Source organism: Oculatella sp. FACHB-28 (assembly GCF_014696015.1).
Taxonomy (GTDB): Bacteria; Cyanobacteriota; Cyanobacteriia; order Elainellales; family Elainellaceae; genus JAAUTN01.
The window spans coordinates 21,918-48,714 of record NZ_JACJPJ010000094.1 but is presented as its reverse complement, the minus strand read 5'-3'; the positions used below and the strand labels follow the sequence as shown (position 1 = coordinate 48,714).

21 protein-coding genes are annotated in these 26,797 nt (G+C 47.7%); 17 read left to right on the top strand and 4 right to left on the bottom strand.

Features of this window, described 5'->3' with window-relative positions; translation table 11 throughout:
* Positions 1-146 precede the first annotated feature (146 nt).
* The 5 genes from H6F88_RS25340 to H6F88_RS25320 all read left to right on the top strand — a co-directional run bounded on the left by H6F88_RS25340 (position 147) and on the right by H6F88_RS25320 (position 5,345).
* A complete protein-coding gene (locus H6F88_RS25340; protein WP_190645589.1) occupies positions 147-1,166 on the top strand; it encodes an HD domain-containing phosphohydrolase in 1,020 nt (339 codons plus the stop codon).
* A 142-nt stretch (positions 1,167-1,308) separates the two neighbouring features.
* Positions 1,309-2,679, top strand: a complete 1,371-nt coding sequence (glmU, locus tag H6F88_RS25335; protein ID WP_190645588.1) for a bifunctional UDP-N-acetylglucosamine diphosphorylase/glucosamine-1-phosphate N-acetyltransferase GlmU — start codon at positions 1,309-1,311, stop codon at positions 2,677-2,679.
* A gap of 216 nt (positions 2,680-2,895) precedes the next feature.
* A complete protein-coding gene (locus H6F88_RS32825; protein ID WP_199313786.1) occupies positions 2,896-3,276 on the top strand; it encodes a hypothetical protein in 381 nt (126 codons plus the stop codon).
* 597 nt (positions 3,277-3,873) lie between these two features.
* The gene (gene aroF / locus H6F88_RS25325; RefSeq protein ID WP_190645668.1) at positions 3,874-4,791 is read left to right on the top strand and encodes a 3-deoxy-7-phosphoheptulonate synthase; all 918 of its coding nucleotides are present in this window, start codon (positions 3,874-3,876) and stop codon (positions 4,789-4,791) included.
* A 140-nt stretch (positions 4,792-4,931) separates the two neighbouring features.
* The gene (locus H6F88_RS25320; RefSeq protein ID WP_190645587.1) at positions 4,932-5,345 is read left to right on the top strand and encodes a hypothetical protein; all 414 of its coding nucleotides are present in this window, start codon (positions 4,932-4,934) and stop codon (positions 5,343-5,345) included.
* A gap of 18 nt (positions 5,346-5,363) precedes the next feature.
* Here the strand turns inward: H6F88_RS25320 and trpA are convergent, their stop codons facing one another.
* The 3 genes from trpA to H6F88_RS25305 form a co-directional block, all read right to left on the bottom strand.
* Entirely contained in the window at positions 5,364-6,161 is a 798-nt protein-coding gene (gene trpA / locus H6F88_RS25315; RefSeq protein ID WP_190645586.1) for a tryptophan synthase subunit alpha, read from the bottom strand.
* A 50-nt stretch (positions 6,162-6,211) separates the two neighbouring features.
* The gene (locus H6F88_RS25310; protein ID WP_190645585.1) at positions 6,212-6,577 is read right to left on the bottom strand and encodes a DUF3007 family protein; all 366 of its coding nucleotides are present in this window, start codon (positions 6,575-6,577) and stop codon (positions 6,212-6,214) included.
* A gap of 150 nt (positions 6,578-6,727) precedes the next feature.
* On the bottom strand, positions 6,728-6,949 hold the full coding sequence (locus H6F88_RS25305; RefSeq protein WP_190645584.1) for an NAD(P)H-quinone oxidoreductase subunit L: 222 nt from the start codon (positions 6,947-6,949) through the stop codon (positions 6,728-6,730).
* 1,555 nt (positions 6,950-8,504) lie between these two features.
* Here H6F88_RS25305 and H6F88_RS25300 point away from each other — a divergent pair.
* On the top strand, positions 8,505-9,788 hold the full coding sequence (locus H6F88_RS25300; protein ID WP_199333790.1) for a hypothetical protein: 1,284 nt from the start codon (positions 8,505-8,507) through the stop codon (positions 9,786-9,788).
* A gap of 28 nt (positions 9,789-9,816) precedes the next feature.
* On the opposite strand, the gene H6F88_RS25295 is transcribed toward H6F88_RS25300, so the two are convergent.
* Positions 9,817-11,520, bottom strand: coding sequence for an ATP-binding protein (locus H6F88_RS25295; protein WP_190645583.1), 1,704 nt, complete (start codon positions 11,518-11,520; stop codon positions 9,817-9,819).
* 290 nt (positions 11,521-11,810) lie between these two features.
* Here H6F88_RS25295 and H6F88_RS25290 point away from each other — a divergent pair, with 290 nt between their 5' ends.
* The 11 genes from H6F88_RS25290 (at position 11,811) to H6F88_RS25240 (ending at position 26,694) form a co-directional block, all read left to right on the top strand.
* Positions 11,811-13,883 carry a GAF domain-containing sensor histidine kinase gene (locus tag H6F88_RS25290; RefSeq protein ID WP_190645582.1) on the top strand — a complete coding sequence of 691 codons (2,073 nt, stop codon included), beginning with the start codon at positions 11,811-11,813 and terminating at the stop codon, positions 13,881-13,883.
* A 24-nt stretch (positions 13,884-13,907) separates the two neighbouring features.
* Positions 13,908-14,588, top strand: a complete 681-nt coding sequence (locus H6F88_RS25285) for an SRPBCC family protein (protein ID WP_190645581.1) — start codon at positions 13,908-13,910, stop codon at positions 14,586-14,588.
* A complete protein-coding gene (locus H6F88_RS25280) occupies positions 14,585-15,472 on the top strand; it encodes a sugar ABC transporter permease (RefSeq protein WP_190645580.1) in 888 nt (295 codons plus the stop codon). The genes H6F88_RS25285 and H6F88_RS25280 overlap by 4 nt, the downstream gene beginning before the upstream one ends.
* Positions 15,462-17,075, top strand: coding sequence for a glycosyltransferase family 39 protein (locus H6F88_RS25275; RefSeq protein WP_190645579.1), 1,614 nt, complete (start codon positions 15,462-15,464; stop codon positions 17,073-17,075). Before H6F88_RS25280 ends, H6F88_RS25275 begins: the two co-directional genes overlap by 11 nt.
* A 138-nt stretch (positions 17,076-17,213) precedes the next feature.
* Positions 17,214-18,176 carry an isopenicillin N synthase family oxygenase gene (locus tag H6F88_RS25270; RefSeq protein ID WP_190645578.1) on the top strand — a complete coding sequence of 321 codons (963 nt, stop codon included), beginning with the start codon at positions 17,214-17,216 and terminating at the stop codon, positions 18,174-18,176.
* A 149-nt stretch (positions 18,177-18,325) separates the two neighbouring features.
* Complete coding sequence (locus tag H6F88_RS25265) at positions 18,326-19,384, top strand: BMP family protein (RefSeq protein ID WP_190645577.1); 1,059 nt, start codon at positions 18,326-18,328, stop codon at positions 19,382-19,384.
* 131 nt (positions 19,385-19,515) lie between these two features.
* The gene (locus H6F88_RS25260) at positions 19,516-21,063 is read left to right on the top strand and encodes an ABC transporter ATP-binding protein (protein ID WP_242050707.1); all 1,548 of its coding nucleotides are present in this window, start codon (positions 19,516-19,518) and stop codon (positions 21,061-21,063) included.
* Positions 21,060-22,118 carry an ABC transporter permease gene (locus tag H6F88_RS25255; RefSeq protein WP_190645576.1) on the top strand — a complete coding sequence of 353 codons (1,059 nt, stop codon included), beginning with the start codon at positions 21,060-21,062 and terminating at the stop codon, positions 22,116-22,118. The genes H6F88_RS25260 and H6F88_RS25255 overlap by 4 nt, the downstream gene beginning before the upstream one ends.
* Positions 22,119-22,136: 18 nt before the next feature.
* Complete coding sequence (locus H6F88_RS25250; RefSeq protein ID WP_190645575.1) at positions 22,137-23,105, top strand: ABC transporter permease; 969 nt, start codon at positions 22,137-22,139, stop codon at positions 23,103-23,105.
* Positions 23,106-23,217: 112 nt separating this feature from the next.
* Positions 23,218-24,855: a DUF2079 domain-containing protein gene (locus H6F88_RS25245; RefSeq protein WP_190645574.1), complete on the top strand. Its 1,638-nt coding sequence runs from the start codon at positions 23,218-23,220 to the stop codon at positions 24,853-24,855.
* A 63-nt stretch (positions 24,856-24,918) separates the two neighbouring features.
* On the top strand, positions 24,919-26,694 hold the full coding sequence (locus tag H6F88_RS25240; protein WP_242050706.1) for a hypothetical protein: 1,776 nt from the start codon (positions 24,919-24,921) through the stop codon (positions 26,692-26,694).
* Positions 26,695-26,797 lie beyond the last annotated feature (103 nt).

Here is a 26,797-nt window from a genome sequence, read left to right as displayed (position 1 = left end):
TGTCCAAGAACTGTATTGCAGACGTTGCATCACTGCTGCACGGACCTACCAAGTTAACTAGCCCAACTAATTGAGCAGGTTGCTGTCGAGTTTTGTACGCCAGATATCAGGTGATGCTAACAAACGACAAAAAGTGAGTCCTTCTTGTGAACTGTCCTGACTCAGAAAAACCTAAAATTTTGGTTGTTGATGATCATCCCTCCAGTCGGATGACTGCTGTTGCTCTTCTCGCAGTAGAAGGTTATGAAGTTTTAGAAGCCAGCAGCGGCTCTACTGCTTTAGGCTGTGTAGTTGACGTTAACCCAGATCTAATCCTGTTAGACGTAATGATGCCAGGGATAGATGGATTTGAAGTTTGTCGTCGACTCAAGCAGGATGAACGGACCCGCTTAATTCCAATTGTTTTTATTACTGCTTTAAACGATCGCCGCGCCCGCCTAAGAGGAATTGAAGCCGGAGGAGACGACTTTCTGACAAAGCCTTTTGACCAGCTTGAGCTTTCTGCTCGCGTCAAATCTCTCGTTCAGCAAAAACGCCTCAACGAAGATCTGGATCATGCCAGTCAAGTCTTATTTTCGATTGCCCGTGCCGTTGAGAGCCGTGATCCTAATACCGGGAATCACTGTGAACGTCTGGTTCTTCAAGGCAAAGCATTTGGTGAATTTCTCAACCTTTCCCGAAATGAGGTTCGCGATTTAATGTGGGGTGGTTACCTGCACGATATTGGCAAAGTTGGCATTCCTGATGCAGTCTTGCTCAAGACAGACAAACTCACGCCAGAAGATTGGGAGTTAATGCGACAGCATGTGCTAATCGGCGAAAAAATCTGTCAGCCGCTAAGAACGATGCAAGGAGTCATCCCGATTATTCGCCATCATCATGAGCGGTGGGATGGTTCTGGCTACCCAGACGGTTTAGTTGGCGATGAAATTCCCTACCTGGCTCAGGTATTTCAGATCATCGACATTTTTGATGCCCTAACTCATAGCCGACCTTACAAAATTGCCCTCTCATTTGAGGAAGCTCTCAAAATTATGAATGCAGAAACTGCTAGGGGTTGGCGAAATCCTAAGCTGATGCAATTGTTTTCTGAGTTTGTTCTGACTCAAACTGGGTCCGAAAAGAGTGAAGTTGAAAAAGCTGAATTGTTCACGCATTTGAACTGAGCAATCGGTATTGCTGTGCAGCTTGATGAAGCTGTTTTGTAAGGAGGGTGCAGGCATCGCCTGCACCCTCCTTACAAAACAGCCTTTTGGAAAAAGCACTAGCAAGGTATACTCCGTGAGAATGGATTAGGTTGGGGAAAACATGGTAGCGGTAGCAATTCTGGCAGCGGGACGTGGGACACGAATGAAATCTCACTTACCTAAAGTCTTGCATCCTCTAGGAGGGCGATCGCTGGTTGAGCGAGTTTTGCAAAGTTTGGTAGAGATTCAACCATCGCGCCGATTAATCATCGTTGGCTATCGAAGTGATCTGGTGCAGGAAGCACTCAGCCCCTACCCAGATTTAGAATTTGTCGAACAGACGGAACAATTGGGGACTGGACATGCCGTTCAACAGCTACTTTCCCCGCTGGTAGACTTTGAGGGAGATTTGCTAGTGCTAAACGGTGATGTGCCGCTGCTGCGTCCCCAAACCCTGAAGTCGCTGTTGCACACCCACCAAACGAAGCAGAATGCAGCAACAATTCTGACGGCTCAGTTGCCAGACCCCAAGGGCTACGGGCGCGTGTTTTGTGATGGGCAAAACATTGTGACGCAAATCGTAGAAGACCGGGACTGCACCGCCGCGCAAAAGCAAAACCGCCGAATCAATGCTGGGGTTTATTGCTTTCGCTGGGCTGACCTGTCACGAGTGCTGCCTCAGCTTCAGTCTAATAATGACCAGCAGGAATATTACCTGACGGATACCGTTAGCATTTTGGAACCCGTGATGGCGGTAGATGTAGAAGATCACCAGGAAATTTTAGGGATCAACGATCGCAAGCAGCTTGCCAATGCTTACAGCATTCTACAAACGCGGGTTAAAGATGACTGGATGAAGGCAGGCGTAACGCTAATCGATCCCGATAGTACGACGATTGATGACACAGTGCAGCTTCAGCCAGATGTGATCGTTGAGCCTCAGACTCACCTCAGAGGCAAGACCTTAATTCAAGCAGGCAGTCGCATTGGACCAGGTAGCCTGATCGAAAATAGTCAAATTGGCGAAAATGTGACCGTGCTGTATTCGGTGGTGACAGACAGCACCGTAGCAGCCAATACCCGAATTGGTCCCTATGCTCATTTGCGGGGTCAGGTGCAGGTAGGAGATGGCTGTCGCATCGGCAATTTTGTGGAGTTGAAGAAAACTACTTTGGGCGATCGCACCAATGTCGCTCATCTGTCTTACCTGGGCGACACGACCACTGGAGAACGGGTAAACGTTGGTGCAGGAACGATTACAGCTAATTATGACGGCGTGAATAAGCATCCCACTCAAATTGGCGATCGCACCAAAACAGGTTCAAACAGCGTCCTGGTTGCGCCCATCACGGTTGGTGCAGATGTCAACATTGCTGCGGGTTCAACCGTTACCGAAGATGTGCCCAATGATTGTCTAGTAATTGCCCGGGCTCGTCAGGTGGTTAAACCGGGTTGGCGGCTTAAATCCCGCTCAGAAGAACCTCCTCAATAACAAAATCAGTACTAATCTCAAGTGGTACAGGCAAGTTGCACCATTTGAAACGATTTACTAGACCTCAAGTGTGAAGGGCTTCATGCAGAAGGTCGGCTGTTGGGAATTTATTAATTCCTGTTCTGCATAGAACCAAATAGTAACGACTAGTCGGTTTACTATCAGGATAAAGGCCTAGCCCGAGAGTCCCTGTTGTATGACTGGTACTTAAATTTGATGTTTGTCACTTCGTCTGACCCTAACAGCAATTCGTCTCTGACGAAGTTGCCTGAATATAACTCCAAGGCATCGTTGCAGAAAAAGATTGGGCGATCGCCTCACCCCTTAGCCGCTGCTCCTACTCAACCTGATACGCGATTAGCAGATTGGGCGATTGATCCGGTTGACCTAGATCAGCCTCAGTCGCATCAAGGTTCTCTCAGAGGCTCTTCGCCCTCAACAGCTCTAAGAGGAAGAGATTTAGAGGCGCTAGAGGAATTGTTTGAGCATGAAGAAATAGAAGAAGTTCAAGCCGATGTTCTCCGTAATCTGGAATGGATGAGTCCTGAACTTTGTTGGGAGGATGATCCCTTCGATTTCCTCCGTGAGTATCTCTAAAGGTAGTGGCATTTAGGTAATAATTTTTTGTTGTGCAGATTTAGCCCGCACAACAAAAAATTATTACCCTTTTGGAACCCCCTCTCTAAGAGCTGAAATAGCCTTAATGACCGAAACCACCAAACTTTTTAACTCTGATGGAGTTTTTCCCTAAAGCGGAATGAATTCGTAAATCACCCGAAAGGACTCTTGACTCGTTCAGGTTTTGCCTGCTACGGTTGAAAGACAGTTGGAAATTAGCAAAAAACCGCTGCAACAGCCATGATTTACTCAACTTCTTACTTTTATTTTTGGTTTATGGAGGTTCACCTGGGGTGAGTCCAGCTTTGCATGGAACCTCTGGTGAACCGCAGACTACAATCTGCGGTTTTTTGCTTTTTCAGAGTTTGTTTTCCGAGCCATTCATTCAGGAAGTAAAAATGCTGACCTATCTCAATAGCTGGTTTTACGGCTTTTACTTTTTTTGGTCCAGGGAAATACCCGGGTGAGATGGTCATGCAATCTTCTACCAACCCGGGACTTCAGGCGGTTCCGGGTTTTTTGATGGCTTGGATTTTTCTCAGTTGAGTTTCTCACAGTTCAATCTCTCACAGTTCGATTTCTCGCAATTCACACCTTGTTCACACCACTACGTTCTTTTTAAAGGAGTCTCCAGTGCAAAACGCTAAACTCGCTGCTAAAGCTAATCCCAGCCATAAAACCGTCGTTCAGCTTTCAGAACAAATTGCAGTCGGAGGACAAGATTTGCTGATTGTAGGCGGCCCTTGCTCGGTCGAAAGTCAGGCTCAAATGGAGGAAGTCGCCAGCCGCCTTGTCACAGCTCCTGTTCAGGCAATCAGGGGCGGTGTATTCAAGCCTCGCACTTCACCTTACGCATTCCAGGGAATGGGGCAAGAGGGGTTAGAAATTTTGGCATCTGTTCGCGATCGCTCTGGACTACCTGTAATTACTGAGGTGATGGCAATCTCGCAGATTGAGGCGATCGCCACCTACGCCGATGCGCTACAAATCGGCAGCCGCAATATGCAAAACTTCGACCTGCTCAAAGCCGTTGGTGAAGTAGACAAACCCATCGTCCTCAAGCGTGGACTAGCTGCCACGATCGAAGAATTCGTCATGGCCGCAGAATATATTCTTAGCCACGGCAACCCAAACGTCATCCTGTGCGAGCGCGGCATTCGCAGCTTCGACCCCTATACCCGAAACGTGCTTGACCTAGGAGCAGTTGTTGCCCTGAAGCAAATTACTCACTTGCCTGTAATTGTTGATCCCAGTCATGCCGCAGGCAAACGCGAATTAGTTGCCGACCTTGCCAGAGCCGCTGTTGCCTGTGGGGCAGACGGCATTATGGTCGAGTGTCACCCTGAACCCGAAAAATCTGTCTCTGATGCTCGTCAAGCCCTTTCTCTCGATGACATGGTGAGCCTGGTTCAAAGCCTCAGACCTGTTGCTGCTGCTGTAGGACGCTCGATTCCTATGAAAGCCGGAAATTTGCCCCGGCTTTCACTCGTTTAAAGGACTTGAGTTACATAGCAATTCTCAATTGCACGGTATACAGCAGTGGTGCACCGCGCCACTGCTGTATGTTGTACTTTAGCTACCCAAGAACTGCTATAAACTTACCTACGCGGAACTTGTTCAACCAGGTCAAATCTATGCAGTTCGGTCCCGGCTTTGGCGTTACGTTTTTGTATTACTTCACTAGCACTGCTGTCCTATTCACCCTTGTCTCATCTCAGGCGTTAGGAATAGGCATGGGCTCTGGAATTCCCCAGCAGGTTGGACTGATGGGCGGACTGGCTGCTGGGCTGATGGGAGCATATTTCAACCGAACGACTACTCTCTCCGTGACGTTCAAGGGCAAAAAGGCATTCCTATCGAACTTGAACAACGTTTTGAGTCAAATGGGCTATCAGCAGAAGTCAGAGGCAGATGACTTGCTGGTGTATGAGCGATCGGCGTTAGGTAGGTTTCTCTCGGGTAAAGTTTATGTTCAGCTTGAGCCAGAGAAAGCAACGATCGCCAGCCGCTCTATTCAGCTAAAGCGAATTCAAAAGCAAATTCAGTAGTAAATTACAACAGAGCCATTACTGACTGATGGCGATCTTTAAGCTACGGCAAAATGATTCGATCGCCTTCAATCCTTGAGCAGGCGTGCCTTCTGCCAGTCGCTTCACGAATGCACTACCGACAATCACCGCATCTGCGCCCCATTCTCTTACTTGACGAGCCTGTTCCGGTTGCGAAATGCCAAAACCGACCCCAATTGGCTTATCAGTAACGTTCCGCAGATCTAGCAGCAAATCTTGTACTCGCGTTTCGACCTGAGAGCGAATTCCGGTCACACCCGTTACGCTGACCAGGTAAATGAAGCCTTGAGATTGAGTGGCGATCGCCTCGATTCGTTCTTTTGGGCTGGTCGGGGCCACTAACAGCGTCACGTCAATTCCTGCTGCCGCCGCTGGCTTGAGCAACCCTTCTACTTCCTCTAACGGCAAATCGGGAACCACTAGCCCTCGTGCGCCCGCCTCAGAAATCTGCTGCAAAAATGCTTCAATTCCCCGGTTCAGAATGGGATTGTAGTAGGTGAACAAGATGATCGGAGCTTTTAGTTCAGGGCTAACTTGTCGGACTACGTCTAGTACTTGCTCCAAACGGGTTCCCTGCTGAAGCGCACGGGTCGCTGCTGCCTGAATTACGGGACCATCAGCGAGTGGGTCAGAGTAAGGAATTCCCAGCTCGATCAGGTCAGCACCACTGCGATCAAGGGTTTTGAGCGCTTCTGCTGTTGTTTCTAAGTTAGGATCACCCGCTGTGATAAAGGGAATCAGCGCACACTGACCGCGATCGCGCAGAGCATCCATGCAATCTAGAACTAATCCCATTTGTGACCTTGCCGCTTCGTAGATTCGCTAAAAAATGACCGTTCCCCATTCTACGGCTCGTTGGTCGTCTGCGATCGCCTGGCTTCCTCAGTTGCTAACTGTTTCTCCTGAGCTAACCGTTTTTCCTGCTCAATTTCTGCCTGAAGCTTGGCTAGTTCCTCTGGAGTCATCTCTTCCAAGCGCTTCTGCAAAACAGCATCCTCATAGTCCTGAAGTTGCTGATTGTAGGTCATATTTTGAGTTACAGCTCGAAACAGGTAGGTCAGCAGCCAGCCGACTAACCCACCAACTAAAGCAGCTTGACTCCAAATGCCAGCATCGACGCTATTCAGCCCAGCCCGTTGCAAGATCAGGTAGAGTAAGCCGCCTGCCGCAAAAATACCAATACCAATACCAATTACGTCAATTCGTCGCATCCAGGATCAACCTGAGTTATCTGTCAAAAATACTTCCCGTTGCAGCAAAGAGTCTAAGGGAAATAGCTTCTAAGGGCAAACTGCTGCTTGCCCTTACGGAGATTTCCTTAGTTCCACAGTCCAGCGCAACGGATCGCTATGTTTCAATCGCTATGTTTCAATTTGCCGCCGCTGTGGACGGAAGTTGAGAAACGGGCTAAGTAGTACCAGCCCAGGGAAGAACAGAAATACAAAAAAGTACATTAGTACCCGCTCTACTGAGCTAGCAATGTACCAGCGCTTTTGCAGGTAAAAGAAGGTGATCGCCGGGATGACCAGCAAATATGCTCCTCCCAAGCCCAGATATAGCAATGGAACCAATGGAATTGACATAACCTTCACAATAACTCAGCTGATTAATAATCCTGACTACCCAGTGCTGTCCCGAGCAGATCCCCTCTATATTACCGCTAGCTGTGGAAATCGCACTGTTTAAGCCAATTAACTCGACCAATCAAATAAATTACTAATTCTAATTATGATGAAATTACTGATTTGTTCTCAAATATTATATACTTAAACAACATTACAGGTACTTAGCCTGTAAATATCCATTCAGTCAACTGAGGAAGGCTATTAATCAAAGCAAAATGCTTGTAAGGTATGTAATCAAAGTAACAAAAGTCTGAATTTCATGGGATTCCTTGTTCCACAAGAATCTGCTGCAGCAAAATCAAACCTCCTAACAAAGCTGACCACGTAACCCACTACTGCAAAACCTGTTGCAAAGCAGAGTGAGGAACGTCGTTAACAACCCTGTACCTTGGCTTACCGCAACATTATTGGCACTAGTGTCACAAAAGAAGTTGCGTAGACTCGTAAATAGTGATGGAATAGACAAGTATCGACTGAGTAAATCAAAATCCTCAAGTTGAATCACGGGGGCGTGGCGGAATGGTAGACGCTGCGGACTTAGAAAACTGAGCCTTGACGGGGAAACCCATCAAGTGGAAGCTCTCAAATTCAGGGAAACCTAAATCTGAAGCAACGGAAATAGGCTCTATGAGTGAGGCATTAGCTGCATCAGCAGTTGTCCTCAACCTCACAACCTCTTTCCTGTGCCTTAGACAAGGCAATCCTGAGCCAAGCCGATTAGCAGATAAGGCAAAGTGCCAGACTCTGAGCCTGATCGGAAGGTGCAGAGGCCCGACGGGAGCTACCCACACGTTTTGTTGGCAGCTGAAAAGCTTCACAGAGCGCGGGTAAAGGGAGGGTCCAATTCTCAAAGCCTAATGATCTAGCACTAGATCGCTCAAGGCAGTAGCGAAAGCTGCGAGAGGATGAAAATCCGTTGACTGTTGAAGTCGTGAGGGTTCAAGTCCCTCCGCCCCCATATTCAGCTAAATATTCCCTTAGCGCTACTCCTGAAGCTTCTTCACAAGTGATGCCAAGCTTGAAGCTTTTCTAGGCGATATGAGCGCAATTTGTGGCACCTAAATTTTGCTTGGCAAGCCATGTTGGGTTGAAAACTGCGTACCCCTACAGCATTTTCTGTCACAAATGCAAATCTACTTTAGACTAAAAAGCCGTACTTGCTCTTAATAGGTAACCTTAATGTATCCTAGAACCTTCTGGCGGATACGCCGGTGGGTACGCAGATGCAATGATTGACACAACATCTGACTCTCGTTGCCGGAATTGACTAGATTACGATTGAGGATTAGGGAGGAGAGCATTTTAAGCGTTAACTCGTCTGGGCTGGTAGGCACTGCCATTTTCTAGACATACTCAGTAAACACAACAGATTGCCAACTTTTTGAGTGAAGCGCTAGTCACTTTGGGTAACGTGATGATTGTGGATAGATTGACAGAAGGTCAGACTCCAGCAAAATCAAATCGGAGTCGGCGAGACGTCTCGCAGGCACAAGACATAATCTACAATCACCTCTTGGAGATTGTTAAAACATGGTCGCCTGAAGACGTTTTAGTAGAGTTTAGACATCTCTTTATTCACCATGTTGATACTGTCAGCTCAGATACGCTGCCGGCTTTATATGAACTTGTTTTTGCCAACCAAGAACAGGAATTTCGGAATACGCTCAAACGAGCTTGTTACATTCTGATTAACAACTGGGATATTGCTAGAAGCCACAAATCAATTCAGCAGCTAATTCAACTCTTTTCTGATCCAGTTCTTAATCGCCATACGCTATCTCCAACGCTGAAAAGGCTGCGTATCTGGCTCAAAAATTTTGTTGATAGTCCAGATTTTCAAGAACTTAAACTTTTTGCTGCTAGATATGAAAACCAGGAAGAACTTCACTGGAGCCAGCGATATACTTCCTATTTACTTGTTCCACAATACATCAACTTAAAAAATCCGATTGAGCAGCGTGAAGCTGCAAGAGCATTATCACGGCAACTGAAAGATAAGTTTAAATTTGAGTTGGCTCTTTATACTGCCCGTTGTGAAACCGCTGCGCCTAAAGAAAAGTTACCCAAAAATCCAACGAGTTTGGGTGATAACGGTTTGCGTTTAATCAAAATGATTGTAGCTAGACGAGGGAAATTCAGTTACGCTAATCTGGCTAACATTTTTGTTAATCAAACTAGAACTTTAACTTATCAGGATTTCAAGCGTAGCCTTGGGGAATACCTGCTTTTTTCGGTTGAGCATGACGATTTTGTGACAACGTTTAAGAAGCAGCTGTTGGAAAGACTAGATGCGCTATACACCACCCACAACGACAAGGTAATTACTGATGCGTTGCTGCTGCGGACTTCTAATCGAGTCATTGAGTATCTCACAACTGAAAACCAGCAAGAGCCTTCCTCTCTCTTTGTATTGCTACTTTCACAAGGTAATCCTCTGACTCTGGTAGTTGTCCTATTAAAGATCATTCTAGTTTGCAAATATGCACGTACGCACCTAGAAGCTCGTATCGCTGATTTGATCAAATACTACGAGGGCTTTTCTGAAGAAGACTGTCAATGGGTTGTCAACTTCTTTGAGATTTTCAATATTGCGATGGCAATCTACGCTGAGAACGTTGAATACAATCTGGTTGACATGAACAATCACAATTCACCTCAGCGAGCAAAACTAAGCCTAGATGCCTGCCGAATTTTTTCTCAGTTTAAGCGGAATGGGGCTTTAGCTGATGAACCTGAAGCTTTAGAGGATACCTTAGAGATACTCATTCAAGAGGGTGAGGAAGAGCTGAGTAGCTAAATGTTTTAGCTGAACTGTTTTAGCTGAACTACTCAATGCTGACTCCTCGGAAAGTTTCGGACCGCGATCGCCCCGCCACAGGAGCCTTCTCAATCTCTCTCGCTCTAACTTGGTGCTGCTGGAAATGCTTCTGCCATAGCTCAGGCGCATTTAACGTTTCACCACCATGAACCGTTCTGCGCTGTCGCACCTGACATAGAACAGGCGTATTGACACAAGCCCCTGCAACAATCACCTGCCCTTTGGTAAGAGCGGGTAACTCTTTCAGTAAATCCCGTCCGGCTGCCTCTACACCATATTTAAGGCTGTCCTGATCAACAGGATTAACGATCCGCATGATGAACTGGCTCATGCACTGAGATAGAACATCTGAGTCAAGCTTGCCGGGACGTTGGGTAATTAGCCCTACCCCCATGCCAAACTTTCGTCCCTCACTCAGGATGGTTCGCAAAATCATCTTGCAGCGAGACGGCTCATGGGCAGGCGCAAAGCGATGAGCTTCCTCGAGCAGGACAAAGACGGGATAAGGCAGATAGTTCTCATCCTCGGATGTGATGTTGCCCTTTTCCGTATTCATGCGTGCATGGCTCGCTTGTCGTAACACTGCTGCACAGATAACTTGCTGTTCTTCCTGGCTAATCTCATTCATTTGCAGCACGGTCACTTGTCCCGGTTCAAACAAATCTTTGGGAGCAAGGTGATCAATTGAGTGGAAATATGCTGATCGATCCAATCGGTCGAGTTTCCATTCAATCGCAGGAGCAGAAGATCCGGTCTTTTCATTTCCTTCGTCATCCTGCGTTCGGTCTGCTTCATAGACCGCGGCAATCAAATCATTCACGCCCCAGCGATAGTCCCCCCGCTTGTGTCGCTTAAGAATAGTGAACGCTTTGTTGAGAATCGACTGCTGGCGATCGCTCATTTCTGGCAGCAGCGTCAAAATATCGTAGTAATCCAATGAAGAAACCCGAATCCGCACATCGTCTGGAGTCAGGACTTTAACCTTAGGGGCATAACCATCTGCGGCTGTAAAATCCGGATGCCCTCGCATGTCTGATAGCGTCCCATATTCTCCATGCGGGTCAAAAATCAGCACTGCGGCTCGGTTGTGGGGCGATAGCAATTCCTCAACCAAGACCCCAGCCGTATAGGACTTACCCGATCCGGTTCCCGCTAAAATCGCCATGTGGGTGCTGACTAATTCTTTGACATCCAGGGCGATCGGCACTGACGCAGTTTCTCTCAGCAACAGGGAACCAATATGGGCTGAACCGACTTCTCCAGGTTGCCGTTTATTCAAAACCTGCTGCAAACCAGCATCGTCAGCTAAATATACTTTTGCGCCTGGATCAGGCGTTTTACGTGGGTTCATAAAGCCCAGCGATCGATGGAAGTAGCCGATTACATCCACAGTGACTTCGTAGATCTCAGGGCTGGGATGGGTGAAACCAACTAAGGCAGCGATCGCCTCTGGGCTAATCTCGGTATCAGCAAAAATCCGATCAGGCAAATGATCAATTAAACAACGAGCTGAAATTTTACCTAGAATCTGTAGCGGCATTTGGAAGGCTTCCGCTGCAGGCACTTCATAGTAAACAAACTCACCAATCTTAACGTGACGGTTATTTGCCGTAATGAAAACATACTGATTTCCGTCTTCCCCCGGACCTTTAACCGTACCGATCGTCTGTGATGAGGAGAGTGCAACTGGTGCTGAAGTCACTGAAGTCATAGATTCAAAATGCAGAGGGAGTAAAGCCCTTTCCCTGTCGGTTATAGCAGGTATTAGCTTCAGTATGGGTTAGTAACCTTTGCCCTAAAGAATTTTCTTAACCTTGCAAGACATTGCATAACTAGTGCAAGCCCTGAGAATTGCGGAAGGCTCTCACACAAATTTTGAAAAACATTAGACAAGATTTAGTGAATCGTAGAGGAATCACGGATACTGTAAGCCTTTGACAACGTGTAATCTGAAGCAAGTCAAGATCACCCAGCCTCAAGGTAAACAACATATCAGATCAGATGCGGCAAAAACTGGCTCAAATTCTTTTGACAAGCGACACTAGTCAATCAGCGCTGTTGGCGTTGAGCCAGGTGATTGGAGAAACGTTTTTGGCAGATTGTTGTGCGATCACCCTTAATCCTGATGGAGCTAGCCATCAGTCCGTCTGCTGGACTCCTCAAAGTCAAGCGACTTTTCATCGCTATCAACCTACCTCACTAATCATTTTGCAAAAACGGCTCTTCAAAGGATCTGAAGAAACATCTGATTGTTCTCATTCGATTGCTTTAGCTGACATTCAGACTGCTCTTCTTGACCACCAAGCAGCATCTGAGCTTCAGAGAGAACCGCAATCTCAACCTTCTTCATCACACATACCAGAAAGCCAAAAAAATAAACCACTATTGCTAAACGTGCCAACACCAGCCATCAAAGCGGTCTTGGCTAAAAGAACCCATTTTCAGGGGCGAATCAACGGAGTCATTATGGTGATGCGATCGCAATCTCATCGATGGACACAGGAAGAGGTTCAGCTACTCGAAACTGCATCAGAGCAAGTTGCGATCGCCATCTCTCAAACTCAACTTGAGCGGCAAGTGCAGCAGCAAGTAAGGTATCAAGCATTTATCGATCAGCTAACTAGAGCTATCCGGAGTGCTTGGGATCTACCCCAAATCTTTCAACTCGTAACAGAAGGATTAATTACAGCGCTACAGATTAGTCGCAGTGCTGTTTTGTTGCTCAAATATTCTGACCACCCCCTCAAAAACCGCACCTTACAAATTCCAAAAGCTAAAGTAACGGTTGTTTGTGAATCACCCAGAGCTTGTGACCTGCTCAATTCTCCAACTGCTTCAAGCTCTGAGGAAATCATCAACTCAGAAACAGGCACTTGGTCTAATACCTCCTTTGAACTTTCTAGTTGTCAACTTTGTCAGCAAGCATTTATCAATGGTACCGAGCCTGTCGTCATTTCCACGGCTACCACCGATGTCTTAAACCCTCCTATTTCTGCTGACTTTATCGCCCCTGCTAAAAGTATTGCGCCAATCTTCAACCTGGAAGCAATGCCAGCTCTAGTTTTGATGCCGCTAGAAAGTCAAGGCACCGTACTGGGTTACCTAACTTTGCAGCACTCTCAGCCTTGTTCCTGGCAGCGAGAAGATATTATCTTTGCCAAACTAGTTGCAGCTCAACTCAGCACTGCCATCATTCAATCCCGGACACTGCGACAGGTACAAGCATTAGTCGAAGAGCGCACTGCCCAACTCAAGCGAAGCCTTGAAGTACAGGCAAAACTTTATGAAAAAACCCGTCAACAGGTCGAACAATTGCGCCGATTGCACCAGATTCGGGAAGAATTTCTTAGTACAGTCAGCCATGAACTGCGGACTCCCTTGACCAGTATGACTCTAGCGATTCGAATGTTGCGCCAGGCAGACCTACCACCAGAGCGCCAAGCTAGATACCTAGATATTTTGGAACAGCAGTGTGCTCAAGAAACAAGCTTGATCAATGACCTGCTAGCATTGCAGAAACTAGAGTCAAACTCAACGACTATTCAATGGCAGAAAATAGATTTCAAGGATTTCATTCAAGACCTGACCCAATCCTTTGAAGTAAGTCTAACCAGCAAAAAATTAACTCTAGTTATCAATGTACCTTCTCAACCTTTGCCAGTTCATACTGATTTAGACAGCCTCAATCGCATTCTGACAGAACTGCTGACAAATGCCGAAAAATATGCAGATTACGGTAGTTCTATTCACTTGAACGCTCATCGTGAATTTAGTCATTCAGAGAACTGTTTGGTCCTGACACTCAGTAATGTCGGCTCTGCAATTTCTCCGGAGGAATTGCCGTACATCTTTGACAAATTTCGCCGGGGGCAGGGAGTCACTCAAAGAGCAATCCAGGGAACTGGGCTGGGACTTGCTCTTGCGAAAGGTTTGGTAGAACACCTCAACGGAACGATCGCCGTCTCTAGTCGTCCCCTAGAGCAGAGCCAATCCTGGGAGACTTGCTTTACCTTAACTCTACCTGTAGTTCATGGGAACTCTACCTACTCTGACCTTGACAGAACCCTAATCTAATTGAGAAATTGGGCATAGATACCTATGGAAGCCGCTAACCCTCAGTTCTTTTCTCCTAAATTCCCTGTTTATCCTGAAGCCGATCGACTGGAGTTACCCGTGACCGACGTGTACAACCTAAATTCGGAGCGTAGTCCTTTAGCCGCTCAGGATGCAGCAGCTCCTGAGTTGGTTAACGTTGACCTGCCTTATGAGCCAGCCCTGCTGGAGGATGTAGAGGTTGAGACGGAACGGTTGGATGGGCGGCAGCGCCGAATTTCTGCAAAGGTACAAATTCCTTATCCTGCTGAGCAAGTTTGGCAAATCCTCACGGATTACGAGAAGCTTTCAGACTTTATTCCAAGCTTGTCCAAGAGCAGACAGATTCCTCACCCGCAAGGCGGTATTCGGTTAGAGCAAGTAGGAACTCAGTGTTTGCTTAACTTCAAGTTTTGTGCGCGTGTAGTCCTTGATATGGTTGAGAATTTTCCTCAACGGCTTGACTTCAAAATGGTTGAGGGAGACTTCAAGGTGTTTTCTGGGAGCTGGCAGCTTCAACCTATTACGTTAGGGAATCAAACAGGCACAGAACTTTGCTATAGCGTTCTGGTTTTGCCTCGCATGGCAATGCCTGTGGGACTGATTGAACGTCGGCTCAGCACCAATTTGGCGATGAATCTAGTTGCGATTCGTGAGCGGGCTAATGAACTGTTTAGCTTGTCATGACGCGATCGCCAAATGCCCTAAATGAACCGCAGCGCGAAGTTCTAGTTGCCTGGTTATTCCTGGCTCCAGCCCTGATTTTGCTGGGGGCATTCTTACTGGGTCCGATTGCCTATCTGATCTATCTCAGCTTTACATCGGGCAGCTTTACCCGTGCGGGAATTCAGTGGGTTGGGCTGAGAAATTACTGGCGGCTATTCCTCACTCCAGATTTTTGGCAAGTTATCGGCAATACGGTCTATTTCACCTTAGCTACTGTAATTCCCAGTCTGGTAATTCCCCTGGGCTTGGCAGTGCTGTTAAATCGGTCAGTGGCGTTTAGAGGGCTGTTGCGGACTGCCTATTTTATTCCCTCAATTACCTCTCTTGTTGCAGTAGGGCTTGGGTTTCGCTGGCTATTTCAAACCGATGGTCCGGTGAATGGGCTGTTGGGCACTGTTGGAATAGAGCCAATTCCCTGGTTGGGCAGTGTCACCTGGGCAATGCCTGTGTTGATTTTGTTGAGCATTTGGAAGCAGCTTGGCTTCAACATGGTGGTGTTTTTGGCGGGGTTGCAAGCCATTCCTGCCAATCGTTATGAAGCGGCCGAGCTGGATGGTGCAAATGTTTGGCAGCAGTTTTGGCACATTACGCTGCCGGAGTTACGTCCGACGCTAATCTTTGCAACGGTGACGACAGCAATTTTTACGCTCCGCAGCTTTGAGCAACCTTATGTAATCACTGGCGGTGGTCCGTTAAACTCGACGAATCTGCTGGTTTTTTACATCTATAATCAAGCATTCGCTCAGTTTGACTTTGGCTATGCGGCTGCGGCTGCTACAGTGCTGTTGATGGTAGCGCTAGTATTTGTTTACTTACAGCTCCAAATTTTAGGAGATGAAAATTAAGCAGGATGATCGTCTGACAGATTGGCTGTGGCTGGCAGGGCTCTTTGCAGCAGCAATGTTGCTATACAGCATTAATTTGGGTGGGTTGCCTTTGCGGGACTGGGATGAGGGGCTAGTGGCACAGGTGGCGCGTGAAATTTGGCGATCGCCCCCCCATTCCTTAACCTGGCTGTATCCCACTTACTGGGGTGAACCCTACTTAAATAAGCCGCCGCTGATGCATCTCCTGGTTGCGGGAAGTTATGCGATTGCTGGCATCAACGAATGGTCAGCTAGACTGCCAGGGGCTTTTCTCACAGCGCTTTCGGTGCCCCTGCTTTACAGCATTGGGCGAGAAGCTTTCGGGCAACGGATTCCTGCTGTTTTTACCGCTTTAGTCTACTTGACATTTCTCCCTGTGGTGCGACATGGGCGATTGGCGATGCTGGATGGAGCAGTGCTGTGCTTTATGCTGCTGATGGTCTGGTGTTTGCTGCGATCGCGCCGAGACAGTCGCTACAGTTTGGGGATTGGCATCGGATTTGGTTTGATTTGCCTGACCAAAGGTGTGATGTTGGGCTTGCTGCTGGGAGCGATCGCCCTAATCTTTTTACTGTGGGATACTCCGCGATTAATCACTCTGCCCTACCTTTGGGCTGGCATCGGCATTGGCAGTTTACCCGTTGCCCTTTGGTATGGAGCACAATGGCTGCAGTATGGACAGCAGTTTCTCGGCGTTAGCGTCGTTGACCAGTCCTTTCGTCGCATCTGGACACCTGTAGAGAATCACGTTGGTCCGCCCTGGTACTACATTTTAGAGCTGCTCAAATATGGCTTTCCTTGGCTGCTGTTTTTGCCTCTAGCGTTTAAGCGGGTTTGGCAGAATCGAACCTTAAGTTGGGCAAAACTGGTTTTGGTTTGGAGTGGGGTCTACCTGACGGCGATTTCCCTCATGGCAACCAAGCTGCCCTGGTACATTTTGCCGCTCTATCCGGCTCTAGCTCTGGCTGTTGGTGCTCAGCTTGCTCAGTTTTGGGGAAGTCAGCCTATCGGCATGAAGCAGTCCCACAGTTCAACCTATTCCCGGGTTTGGATTGGAGTATTTGCTTTATTTGCAGTGATAGGTTGGGTTGGGAGCCTTTATTTCGCCAAGTTTAGTCTGCAACCTGAGCCTGACCTGGAGGTGATTCTGGCATCGGTCGGGGTTTCCATGACCACAGTTGCCGTTTTAATCGCACGACAAAATCCGCAGTTTCTCTCTGTTTTGATCTGGGGAAGCTATCTGTCGCTGCTGTTGCTAATGACTTCTGAGCATTGGGTCTGGGAAATAGCCGAGGCATATCCGGTGAAACCTGTCGCTGAAATTGTGCAGCAGGGTGTCCCGACTGATCAGCGTGTTTACACGTCCTACCCATACAATCGTCCGTCCTTGAATTTCTATAGCGATCGCCGCGTTATCCCTGCTTCTCAAGAACGGCTTCTAGAACTTTGGAACAGTAATCCCCGACCCTATTTTTTGCTTGACTCCAATGCTCTTAGAGATCTCAAGCTCCAGCCCAAAGCGATACTCAATGTGTCAAAGGGAACTGAGAATTGGATATTGATTACAAAAGAAGGCAGTTAGAAAACTAGTTCTCAGGAGTGACCAGCGCTACATAAACAGTTATCTTCGATACCACGGTGAGTTCATCTATCGGCGTTAATCGATGGAGTTGGGCGATCGCTACACCTGCTTGAGCGTGCTTCGGCAGTAAGAGAAATTATGCTAGTTGATGCTTGTGTTGAAATTCCAGTCATTGATTTTTCTCCTTTTGTCACAGATGACCTAGAGGGAAAACAGCGAGTTGCTCAAGAAATTTATCGTGCTTGTCATCAGGTAGGTTTTTTGTATCTGACTCATCATGGCATTCCACAAGAGGCGATCGCTCACGTATTCGACCAGTCACGTCGGTTTTTTGCCTCGCCAGATGAGGAAAAGCAGGCGATCGCCTGGTCAAACGAAATGAGCAATCGTGGCTATGTCGGCGTTGAGCGAGAACGACTGGACGAGACAAAGCCTGGTGATTTGAAAGAAGCTTTTAATGTTGGCAAAGAAGTGTCTGTTGAGGATGTGGGAACTGAGAATCCAGCTCTAGTGCTAAACCAGTGGCCCGCTGGTCAAGATGACTTTCGGCAGGCGGTGACAGAGTTTTTTGAAGTTTGCACGGAAGCTGCTGATCGGATATTTCGTGCGTTTGCGATCGCCCTTCAAATGCCTGAATCCTTTATTTCTGACAAACACCAGGCTCATAACTATACCCTCCGCCTACTCCATTACCCACCTTTAGCGAACCCACCAAAGCCAGGACAAATTCGGGCGGGAGCACACTCTGACTACGGTACGCTGACGCTGCTGTTTCAAGATGATGTGGGTGGCTTGGAGGTGCAAACGGCAGCGGGTGGATGGATTTCAGCTCCCTCAATTCCTGATGCCGTTTTGATTAATACGGGGGATTTAACCCAGCGCTGGAGCAATGATGTGTTTCGCTCGACTAAACATCGGGTGGCACTGCCTCAGGGGGAAAATGTGGGACGCGATCGCTACTCGATTGCCTTCTTCTGTCAACCTGATGCTGAAGCTGAAATCGTTTGCCTGCCCAGTTGTCAGTCCTCAGAAAATCCACCCCGATACCCTCCCGTGACATCGGGCGAATACCTGCTTAGCCGCCTACAGGCAACCTACTAAGAAGTAAGAAGGATGAAGTAGTAACACCCATTCGTCCTGATCGACCGACAAAAATTATCGCGTAGGTTGGGTGTAGCAAAGCGAAATCCAACATCCACAAGGTTCAAGGCTTCTCACCGCTCCATCTATCACTCAATCAACTATTCAGAATGACTACACCGTTCACCTTTCGTCGGTTGCTGCCAACGCTATTGGGACTATCGCTTTCCATTCCCCTCCTAGTGCTAGGTGCCTGTGGTCAAAGCACGACTTCCACCGATGCTGAACCGACTGAGGCAGCATCGCCGACTGAGGCAGAAGGTTCAGCAGATGCTCCTAGAATGGCACTAGTGCTGAGCGGTTCCTCGACTGATCAATCTTGGGATCAGGCTGCCTTTGAAGCGGGTCAAAAGCTAGAGGAACAAGGGGTTGAAGTAGCGGTTTCAGAAGCGGTTGATCCAGCGAATGTCGCCGCCGTTTTGCGCCAGTACGCAGAGGAAGGATATGACCTGGTTGTGGCGCATTCCTTTAGCTACCAAGATGCTGTATTTGAAGTGGCAGAAGAATTCCCAGAAGTGAATTTTGCCTGGGCAGGTGGCATTGGCGAAACGGCAGAAAACGTGGCGGACTACGACCAACCCTTTTATCAAGGGGCATACCTGATTGGGTTAGTGGCTGCTGAGCTAAGCGAAACAGGGAAACTAGGTGCGTTGTATGGCTATGACATTCCCGTTTGTCATGCAATGGGAGAGGCAATGCTGGCTGGTGCGCAGCAGGTGCGTCCTGGTGCAACGCTAACCAGCGCGGCGGTAGGCGATTGGTATGACGTTGCCAAAGCTAAGGAAGCGGCACTATCTCAAGCAGAAACCGGGGTGGATTTCTGGATTGGCTGTGGTCAGGGTCCAACGCTGGGACAGATTGAAGCAGCAAAAGAGTCAGGTGGATACGCTACTGGCTATGTCGGTGATATGTCGTCTTTGGGTCCAGAAGTGGTTGCATCTAACCTGATTTGGAATATGGAGCCGCTGTTTCAGCAAATGCTGGACGATACGGCGGCTAATACCTTTGCCGATCAGTTCTATAATTTGGCAATTCCAGAAGGGGTAATTCAGGTTGAGGTGCCAACCGATTTCCAAGATGAGGTCGGTGAGGAGGTGCTGAAATCTGTGGAGGAGACGAAGGAACAGATTTCAGCAGGCGAATTAGAAGTGCCATTTGTGCCAAATTAGGAATTTTGGGTAAGGAATTTTGGGTAAGGGCGAACGGTCGTTCGCCCTTGAATAGGTCAGGCGATCGCCAAATATCCTAATTCCATATCGTTGCGCTTACACGAGTCTATTCAGTTCTCTGTATTGCATTAATGGATCATTCACCCTCACAATCTACCCTTCTACCTGCGGTTGATATGCGCGGCATCACCAAACGGTTTCCGGGAGTGATGGCAAATCAGCAGGTCGGTTTTGTGGTGCAAGCGGGGGAGATTCACGCACTACTGGGTGAGAATGGGGCGGGAAAAACCACGCTGATGAATATCCTCTGTGGGCTGTATGAGCCAGATGAGGGTGAGATTTGGCTGCGAGGACAGTCAGTGCGGTTTCAGCGTCCTGCCGATGCGATCGCCGCTGGCATTGGCATGGTGTATCAGCATTTTATGTTGGTGGAGCGGTTCACTGTCGCTGAAAATATTGCGCTAGGTCAAACCGGACGAGGTTGGCGAGACGATTCACGCGCACTCCATCAGCGACTCAGGGCTCTTTCGGCTCATTATGGTTTAGGAATTGATCCGACGGCACCCGTTTGGCAACTGTCTGTTGGAGAACGGCAGCGGGTAGAAATTCTCAAGGCGCTCGATCGCCAAGTTGATGTCCTCATTCTGGATGAGCCAACGGCAGTCTTGACCCCGCAAGAAACCGAAGGTTTAATGACCATTCTGCGAGACTTGGCGGCTCAGGGGACTGCCATTATTTTTATCAGCCACAAGCTAAATGAGGTGTTGGCGTTGTGCGATCGCGTCACTGTATTGCGAGACGGACAGCGAGTTGGCTCTGTTGAAGTTGCTAACTGTGATGCTCATCATTTGACCGAGCTAATGGTGGGGCGAGAGGTGAATCTAGACCGTCCAGATCGGGTTGTTGTGGAAGTTGCGGATCGTTCTCCCCTACTGTCTTTGGAGCAAGTTTCTACGGTAGGGCATCACCGTTTGCCGGTTCTCCAGGATATTAATCTTCAGGTTTACCCAGGTGAAATTGTTGGCATCGCTGGGGTCGATGGCAACGGACAGCGAGAACTGGAGGAAGCAATAATTGGGCTGCGATCGCTCACTCAAGGACAAATCCACCGTAACGGCACACTGGCTCATATTCCCTCCGATCGCTACAGCATGGGCTTGATCCCGGAGTTTTCGGTGACAGAAAATCTGCTGCTGCGCGATATCGATCGTTTCCCCTTCAGCCAGAAAGGATTTCTGCGTCCAGCGCAAATGGTGAAACAGGCGATCGCCCTGGTGCAGCAATACCTGATTCGGACTCCTTCGGTTCACACGCCGAGCGGCACTTTGTCTGGTGGCAATGCTCAAAAGGTGATTATTGCCCGTGAGCTATATCGCAATCACCCGGTTATTCTCGCGGCCCAACTGACACGAGGGCTAGATGTAGGAGCGATGGAATATGTTCACGCTCAACTGATGGCTCAGCGAGATGCAGGAGCAGCAATTTTGCTGATTTCAACAGAACTGGATGAAATCTTGCGCCTGTGCGATCGCATCGCCGTTCTCTATGAAGGTCAGATTGTCGGTTTGATAGACGCAGCGACAGCAGATGTCAATCATCTGGGACTGCTGATGGCAGGCAAGACTCAAGTTACGGATGACCCCATGATGAGTGAGAAGCGATCGCTCCAAACTTCATGACTTCCAATTCTGTTGCATCTAACCCGATCAAACAATTCTCGCTGCAAAGGTTGAAACCTTTAGCTCCAGTGCTGGGAATTCTTATCGCCCTGTTATTCAGCAGCATTTTGCTGGTGCTTAGTGGAGCCAACCCGCTGCAAGCCTACCAGGAATTGCTCCTTGGTGCATTGGGAGGACCGCGTCAACTGACTGAGACGTTGCTCAAAACTACGCCTATTTTGATCATCGCGCTGGGGTTGGCGATCGCCTTCAAAGCACGAGTTTGGAACATTGGGGCAGAGGGACAGTATCACATTGGAGCTTTGCTAGGCGGCTGGATTGGCCTGACATTTCCAACACTACCTGCTATTTTGCTGATTCCTCTAATGCTGATTGCAGGCGGGCTAGGCGGTTTATTGTGGAGCGGATTGGCTGGGTTGCTGCATTTGAGGCGAGGAGTCAACCTGATCATCTGCACCTTAATGCTGAACTATATTGGCATTCTGTTGGTGCAGTATGCTGCACGAGTTCCATTGCGCGACCCCAACGGTTTTTTGCCGGAATCTGCCAAATTTGTAGCGGCAGCACGTTTGCCCCGCCTGGGGGATAGTCGGCTTCACATCGGCGTTTTGCTGGCGTTGATCCTGGTCGGTCTAGCCTATGTGCTGCTGTGGCGTACCACACTTGGCTTTCGGCTGCGGGCAGTGGGTGCAAAGCTCAGCGTGGCAGAATGGGTCGGCATCAAAACCGGACGAAGCATTCTGACCGCTCTACTAATCAGCGGCACTTTAGCAGGACTGGGAGGTGTGATCGAAGTTAGCGCTACCTATACGCGCTTAAAACCCAGCATTTCTGATGGCTACGGCTTCACCGGCATTTTAGTGGCGCTGTTGGGACAACTGCATCCTGTTGGCATATTAGTTGCAGCCGTGCTGTTTTCGGCTCTAGAGGTCGGCGCACAGGGCTTAAATGTGTCTTTGCAAATTCCAGCGGCGGTTGCTGGCGTACTACAGGCGCTACTGGTACTGGGTGTGCTAGCTGGACAGGCGATCGCCCAACGAGAACCCACTGCTTAACTTATTTCTTCTTTGTTTATGCCCTGGGATCAAATCTTAACAACCACCTTTCTGATTGCCATTCTCACCGCCGGGATTCGGCTTGCCGTGCCCGTGCTGCTGGCTGTTTTAGGCGAAATCATTACCCAGCTATCCGGTGTGATGAATTTGGGATTGGAAGGCATAATGCTGGTTGGTGGATTAGCTGGATTCGCGACCACCTATGCGTTGCAACAGACAACAGGACTGACTGAACTGTCCATTTGGCTGGGGTTGCTGGCGGGACTGCTAGCCGGAATGTTGATGGGGCTGGTGATGGCAATTCTCTCGATTACCTGCCGTACTGACCAGGTCATCGCCGGAATTACACTGGTTCTCCTGGGGCAAAGCCTGACGACTTATTTCTACCGAGAATATCCTGCTTTGGGCAAAGCTCGCGTTACTGGACTGGCTCCCTGGCCGATTCCAGGACTTTCCCAAATTCCAGTGGTGGGTGATGTGCTGTTTAATCACAGCCTGGTGGTTTATTTGAGTGCTCTGCTCGTGATGCTCTGCTGGTTTTTGCTGTACCGCACCCGCTGGGGACTTCAGATTCGGGCAACCGGAGAACATCCAGCCGTCGTAGACACTTCTGGGCTAAGTGTCATCACTATTCGCTATCTTTGCACCCTGGCTGGTTCTGCCCTGGCTGGGTTTGGTGGGGCTGTGTTGACGGTGGTACAGCTCAATTTGTTTATTGAAGGAGTAACGGCTGGGCGAGGTTGGATTGCGATCGCCCTCGTGTTTTTCTCCCGTTGGCAACCCGGACTGGCACTATTCGGCGCACTGCTATTCGGAATTGCCGACGCAATCCAATTTCGAATTCAAGCATTAGGATCGGAAACCTTGCCCTACGAATTTCTGCTGATGCTCCCTTACCTGCTAACGCTGCTGGTATTGGTGAGTCGCCGCATCCGTGACCAAACTCCAACCGCACTGGGCATTCCTTACATTCAGGGCAAACGGTGAATGGGCAAACGCTATGGCTTACCCATCCGAAAATTGCTGACACTAGATTCAGAGGAATGGTAAGCTAAAGCGCACTAATGCTTACTCCCCCGTCCATGACTTTTTCTCGGTAATGATCTGGCAAAAAGCTTTTAAGTCGCCTCAACTCCAGTTTGTGATCGGCGTTGCTATCCTTTTCTGGGGAGTATGCTGCATCTTGGTGTTGCACAGATACTACAATTTTTCCTTAACTTACGTTTCCTTTGATCAAGGAATCTTCAACCAAGTTTTTTGGAATAGTTTGCACGGTCGGCTATTTGAAAGTTCCTTATCGTCTACTGAGTCGGCAAGCGTCATGCAGGGCGACATTCCAGATGTGTCTTATCGTCGTCTAGGACAACATTTTACGCCTGCCCTGCTGCTGTGGCTACCCTTCTATGCTTTTTTTCAATCACCTGCTGGGTTGTCCATTTTACAAGTGACGCTAGTTACAGCAGCAGGATTTGTACTGTATGCGTTGGCACGACACTACCATTCGCCTCAGCTATCGAGTTTGATAGTGGTGAGTTATTTTGGTGCGATCGCTGTCATTGGACCCACTGTTGCTAATTTTCACGACATTTGTCAGATCCCACTTTATGGTTTTGGATTACTCCTGGCATTAGAAAAACGCAGGTGGTGGATAGTTGGAATTCTGGCAATCTTGCTTCTACTGGTTCGGGAAGACAGCGGCATAATTTTGTTCAGCATTGGGTTTTACCTGGTGATCAGCCGTCGCTATCCCCGTATTGGGGTCGGGTTGTGTCTGTTGAGCTTGGCTTACATCCTCCTTGTCACCAACTTAATCATGCCGCTGTTTTCTCAAGACATTTCTCAGCGGTTTATGGTGGAACAGTTTGGGCAATTCGTTGACAATGAAGAAGCCTCAACACTAGACGTGCTATGGGCGATCGCTCGTAACCCTGGACAATTGATTGTTGAAATTGTGACACCCGTGGGGAAGACGATCAGTTATTTGTTAGGGCATTGGGTGCCACTCGCTTTTGTGCCGTTAGTTGCTCCTGAAGCTTGGGCATTAGCTGGATTTCCACTGCTCAAAATTTTGCTACTAAAGGCAGAAGTCACCGCTCTATCTCCACACTGGCGCTATGCGATGTCTTTGGTTCCAGGATTGTTTTACGGAACTATTCTCTGGTGGGCAAAGCATCCCGATCGCTTCACTCGTCAGTTTCGGTTCTTCTGGACTGCCTGTATTGGGCTCTCGCTATTCTTCACTTTGACAGCAAATCCCAGCCATGCACTGTCTTGGGCAATTCCAGATTCTTTCCAACCTTGGGTTTATGTGTCTCCGCCACAACAATGGCAGCATAGTCAGGCAGTTCGATCGCTCCTTGCCCAAATTCCAAGTGATGCTAGTGTAACCGCCACAGATCAAATCGTTTCTCATTTGTCGAGTCGGCGAGAGGCACTGCGGTTTCCCAGCTTCCAATTGCGAAATGATTTGGACGAGAGTGTATCGGTAGAGTATGCGATCGCCGATCTTTGGTATCTGCAACAGTATGAACCGGCGTTTGAGAGCTACCGCGAAAGTCTCAAGTCAATGATTGACGCTACCAATACCCTCATAGAGCGTCAGTACGGCCTGATTGGTTTTGAAGATAGAGTTGTTCTTCTGCAAAATGGAGCAAATTCTAATCAGACAGCTCTAAATGCATGGACAATCTACCAACAAGAATTAGCTCCTATCTTTAGCAATGAAGTTTCTCCATAACAATTTTTTGGCAAAAATCAAATTTTTGTAGCCAATTTAGTTGGCAAGTCAATTTATTTCTTTATGCGTATTAAGAACCTCCTAAAACTCAAGGCATCATCAGGACAACCAAATAAACACCATGAATTTATCTGGTTGTGTCTAAGTTTAATGATTCCGCTCTACTTCGGATTATTATCTCTTCAACGTGCGTTCAGCGCTGAAAATGTTGTGCAAGATGATGCTAGACATCACGTTGTTTGGTTACAGCGGTACATTGATCCTCAACTTTTTCCGAATGACTTAATTGCACATTACTTTCAAACCCTTGCTCCTGCTGGATTTCGATCCCTCTACTGGATGATGGCAAAATTAGGGATTGAGCCGCTTCTATTAGCTAAAATTTTGCCTGTAATATTGGCACTAATTACTTCTGCTTACATCTTCAAAGCTTATCTACGTCTCTTGCCAATTCCGGCTGGTGCTTTTCTAGCCGTCTTACTGCTTAATCAAACTTTCTGGTTAAAGGATGATATCGCCTCAGCAACCCCCAGAGCTTTTGTCTATCCCCTTTTTGCTGCTTTCTTATATTATTTGTTGCGGCGATCGCTAGTTCCTTGCTTAATCACAATCGCTCTCCAAGGACTATTTTTCCCCCAACTTCTGCTTGTAGAAATTACGATTCTCACCGTTCGTTTAATCAATTGGCAAAACGGATTACCTCGGCTAACTCAGGAGAAGCATCATTACATCGTTTGGTTATTCGGTTTAGGGGTCGCTGCTCTTGTCGTACTTCCATTTACGCAAAGTTTTTCAGGGTTTGGGGAAGTTGTAACAGCTTCACAGATGAAAGCAATGCCTGAATTTGGTTCGGAAGGGAGAAGCAAGTATTTTGGTGTCGATCCTCTTTCATTTATATTGTCAGGCTCTAGCGGTTTACGGGCTCCTGACATGCCTTACGTCAACTGGATTAGTTTAAGTTTGCCAATAATATTAAAATCTCAACTGCCACTAGTTAGGAGTGTTACGAGAGAAATTCGTATTTTATGGCAAATATTATTTGCTTCCCTGGGAGTGTTTCTTCTAGCTCATCTAGTGTTGTTGAAATTGTATTTTCCCAGTCGATATACTTATCACAGTTTGCGATTTGTGATGCCAATAGCGGCTGCGATCGCTCTTACAGTTTTGTTTCATGCAAGTTGGCGTTGGTTACAGCAAAATAGAGCGGTAAATGCATCAGGTCAAATCGCTTCCATTCGTTCCTTTGCTAAACCAAGATATAAGGTCAAACATTATGCTGCAATAGGAATGATAGGAACGCTATTTATCCTGTGTTTAGTTACCTTCGCTTTGCCTGCTGTTGCCTTAAATCGTCAACAGTGGGTAGTTGGGCGTTATCCAGAAATCTATGATTTCTTTGCCAATCAACCAAAAGATACACTCATTGCTTCTTTAGTTAAGGAAGCCAATTCTTTTCCTGCATTCTCCCAACGTTCAATTTTAGCTGGAGAAGAATTTGCATTTGCCTATCATCCAAGCTATTACAATCAATTTAAGCAACACACTATTGATACTATCTATGCGCTATACAGTTCTGATTCTGAGAAAGTTGAGGAAGTGATTCAATCCTATGGGATTGATTTCTTTGTGGTAGAAAACACCTCTTTTCAGTCCGAGTTTCTTAAAGAGAAAAAGTGGTTAATCCATAGTTCTTTTCAGCCAGTTGTGCTTGAGGCAATTGCTTGGCTTGAACGAGGAGAAAAGCCTGTTTTGCAGAGGTTTCAAGATCAATGCTCAGTTTTATCTGAAAGAAACTTGACTATCATTGATGCGAACTGCATTACAATCTCTGACGGCTAATTCTTTGCTTTTGGGTATACAATCTGAAATTTGGTGCAGTTTGAACTTTCGAACTGGAATTGTTCTTAGACAATTGTTTCCAGGAATGGCAGATCAAATAAAC

Bases quoted from the DNA above. Each gene is read 5' to 3' on its own strand.
- H6F88_RS25245 (WP_190645574.1), top strand. From the start codon at position 23,218: ATGATCTGGCAAAAAGCTTTTAAGTCGCCTCAACTCCAGTTTGTGATC.
- H6F88_RS25270 (WP_190645578.1), top strand. From the start codon at position 17,214: ATGCTAGTTGATGCTTGTGTTGAAATTCCAGTCATTGATTTTTCTCCT.
- H6F88_RS25295 (WP_190645583.1), bottom strand. From the start codon at position 11,520: ATGACTTCAGTGACTTCAGCACCAGTTGCACTCTCCTCATCACAGACG.
- H6F88_RS32825 (WP_199313786.1), top strand. From the start codon at position 2,896: ATGTTTGTCACTTCGTCTGACCCTAACAGCAATTCGTCTCTGACGAAG.
- H6F88_RS25240 (WP_242050706.1), top strand. From the start codon at position 24,919: ATGCGTATTAAGAACCTCCTAAAACTCAAGGCATCATCAGGACAACCA.
- H6F88_RS25265 (WP_190645577.1), top strand. From the start codon at position 18,326: ATGACTACACCGTTCACCTTTCGTCGGTTGCTGCCAACGCTATTGGGA.
- H6F88_RS25250 (WP_190645575.1), top strand. From the start codon at position 22,137: ATGCCCTGGGATCAAATCTTAACAACCACCTTTCTGATTGCCATTCTC.
- H6F88_RS25255 (WP_190645576.1), top strand. From the start codon at position 21,060: ATGACTTCCAATTCTGTTGCATCTAACCCGATCAAACAATTCTCGCTG.
- H6F88_RS25290 (WP_190645582.1), top strand. From the start codon at position 11,811: ATGCGGCAAAAACTGGCTCAAATTCTTTTGACAAGCGACACTAGTCAA.
- H6F88_RS25275 (WP_190645579.1), top strand. From the start codon at position 15,462: ATGAAAATTAAGCAGGATGATCGTCTGACAGATTGGCTGTGGCTGGCA.
- glmU (WP_190645588.1), top strand. From the start codon at position 1,309: ATGGTAGCGGTAGCAATTCTGGCAGCGGGACGTGGGACACGAATGAAA.
- trpA (WP_190645586.1), bottom strand. From the start codon at position 6,161: ATGGGATTAGTTCTAGATTGCATGGATGCTCTGCGCGATCGCGGTCAG.
- H6F88_RS25285 (WP_190645581.1), top strand. From the start codon at position 13,908: ATGGAAGCCGCTAACCCTCAGTTCTTTTCTCCTAAATTCCCTGTTTAT.
- H6F88_RS25305 (WP_190645584.1), bottom strand. From the start codon at position 6,949: ATGTCAATTCCATTGGTTCCATTGCTATATCTGGGCTTGGGAGGAGCA.
- H6F88_RS25280 (WP_190645580.1), top strand. From the start codon at position 14,585: ATGACGCGATCGCCAAATGCCCTAAATGAACCGCAGCGCGAAGTTCTA.
- H6F88_RS25320 (WP_190645587.1), top strand. From the start codon at position 4,932: ATGCAGTTCGGTCCCGGCTTTGGCGTTACGTTTTTGTATTACTTCACT.
- H6F88_RS25310 (WP_190645585.1), bottom strand. From the start codon at position 6,577: ATGCGACGAATTGACGTAATTGGTATTGGTATTGGTATTTTTGCGGCA.
- H6F88_RS25260 (WP_242050707.1), top strand. From the start codon at position 19,516: ATGGATCATTCACCCTCACAATCTACCCTTCTACCTGCGGTTGATATG.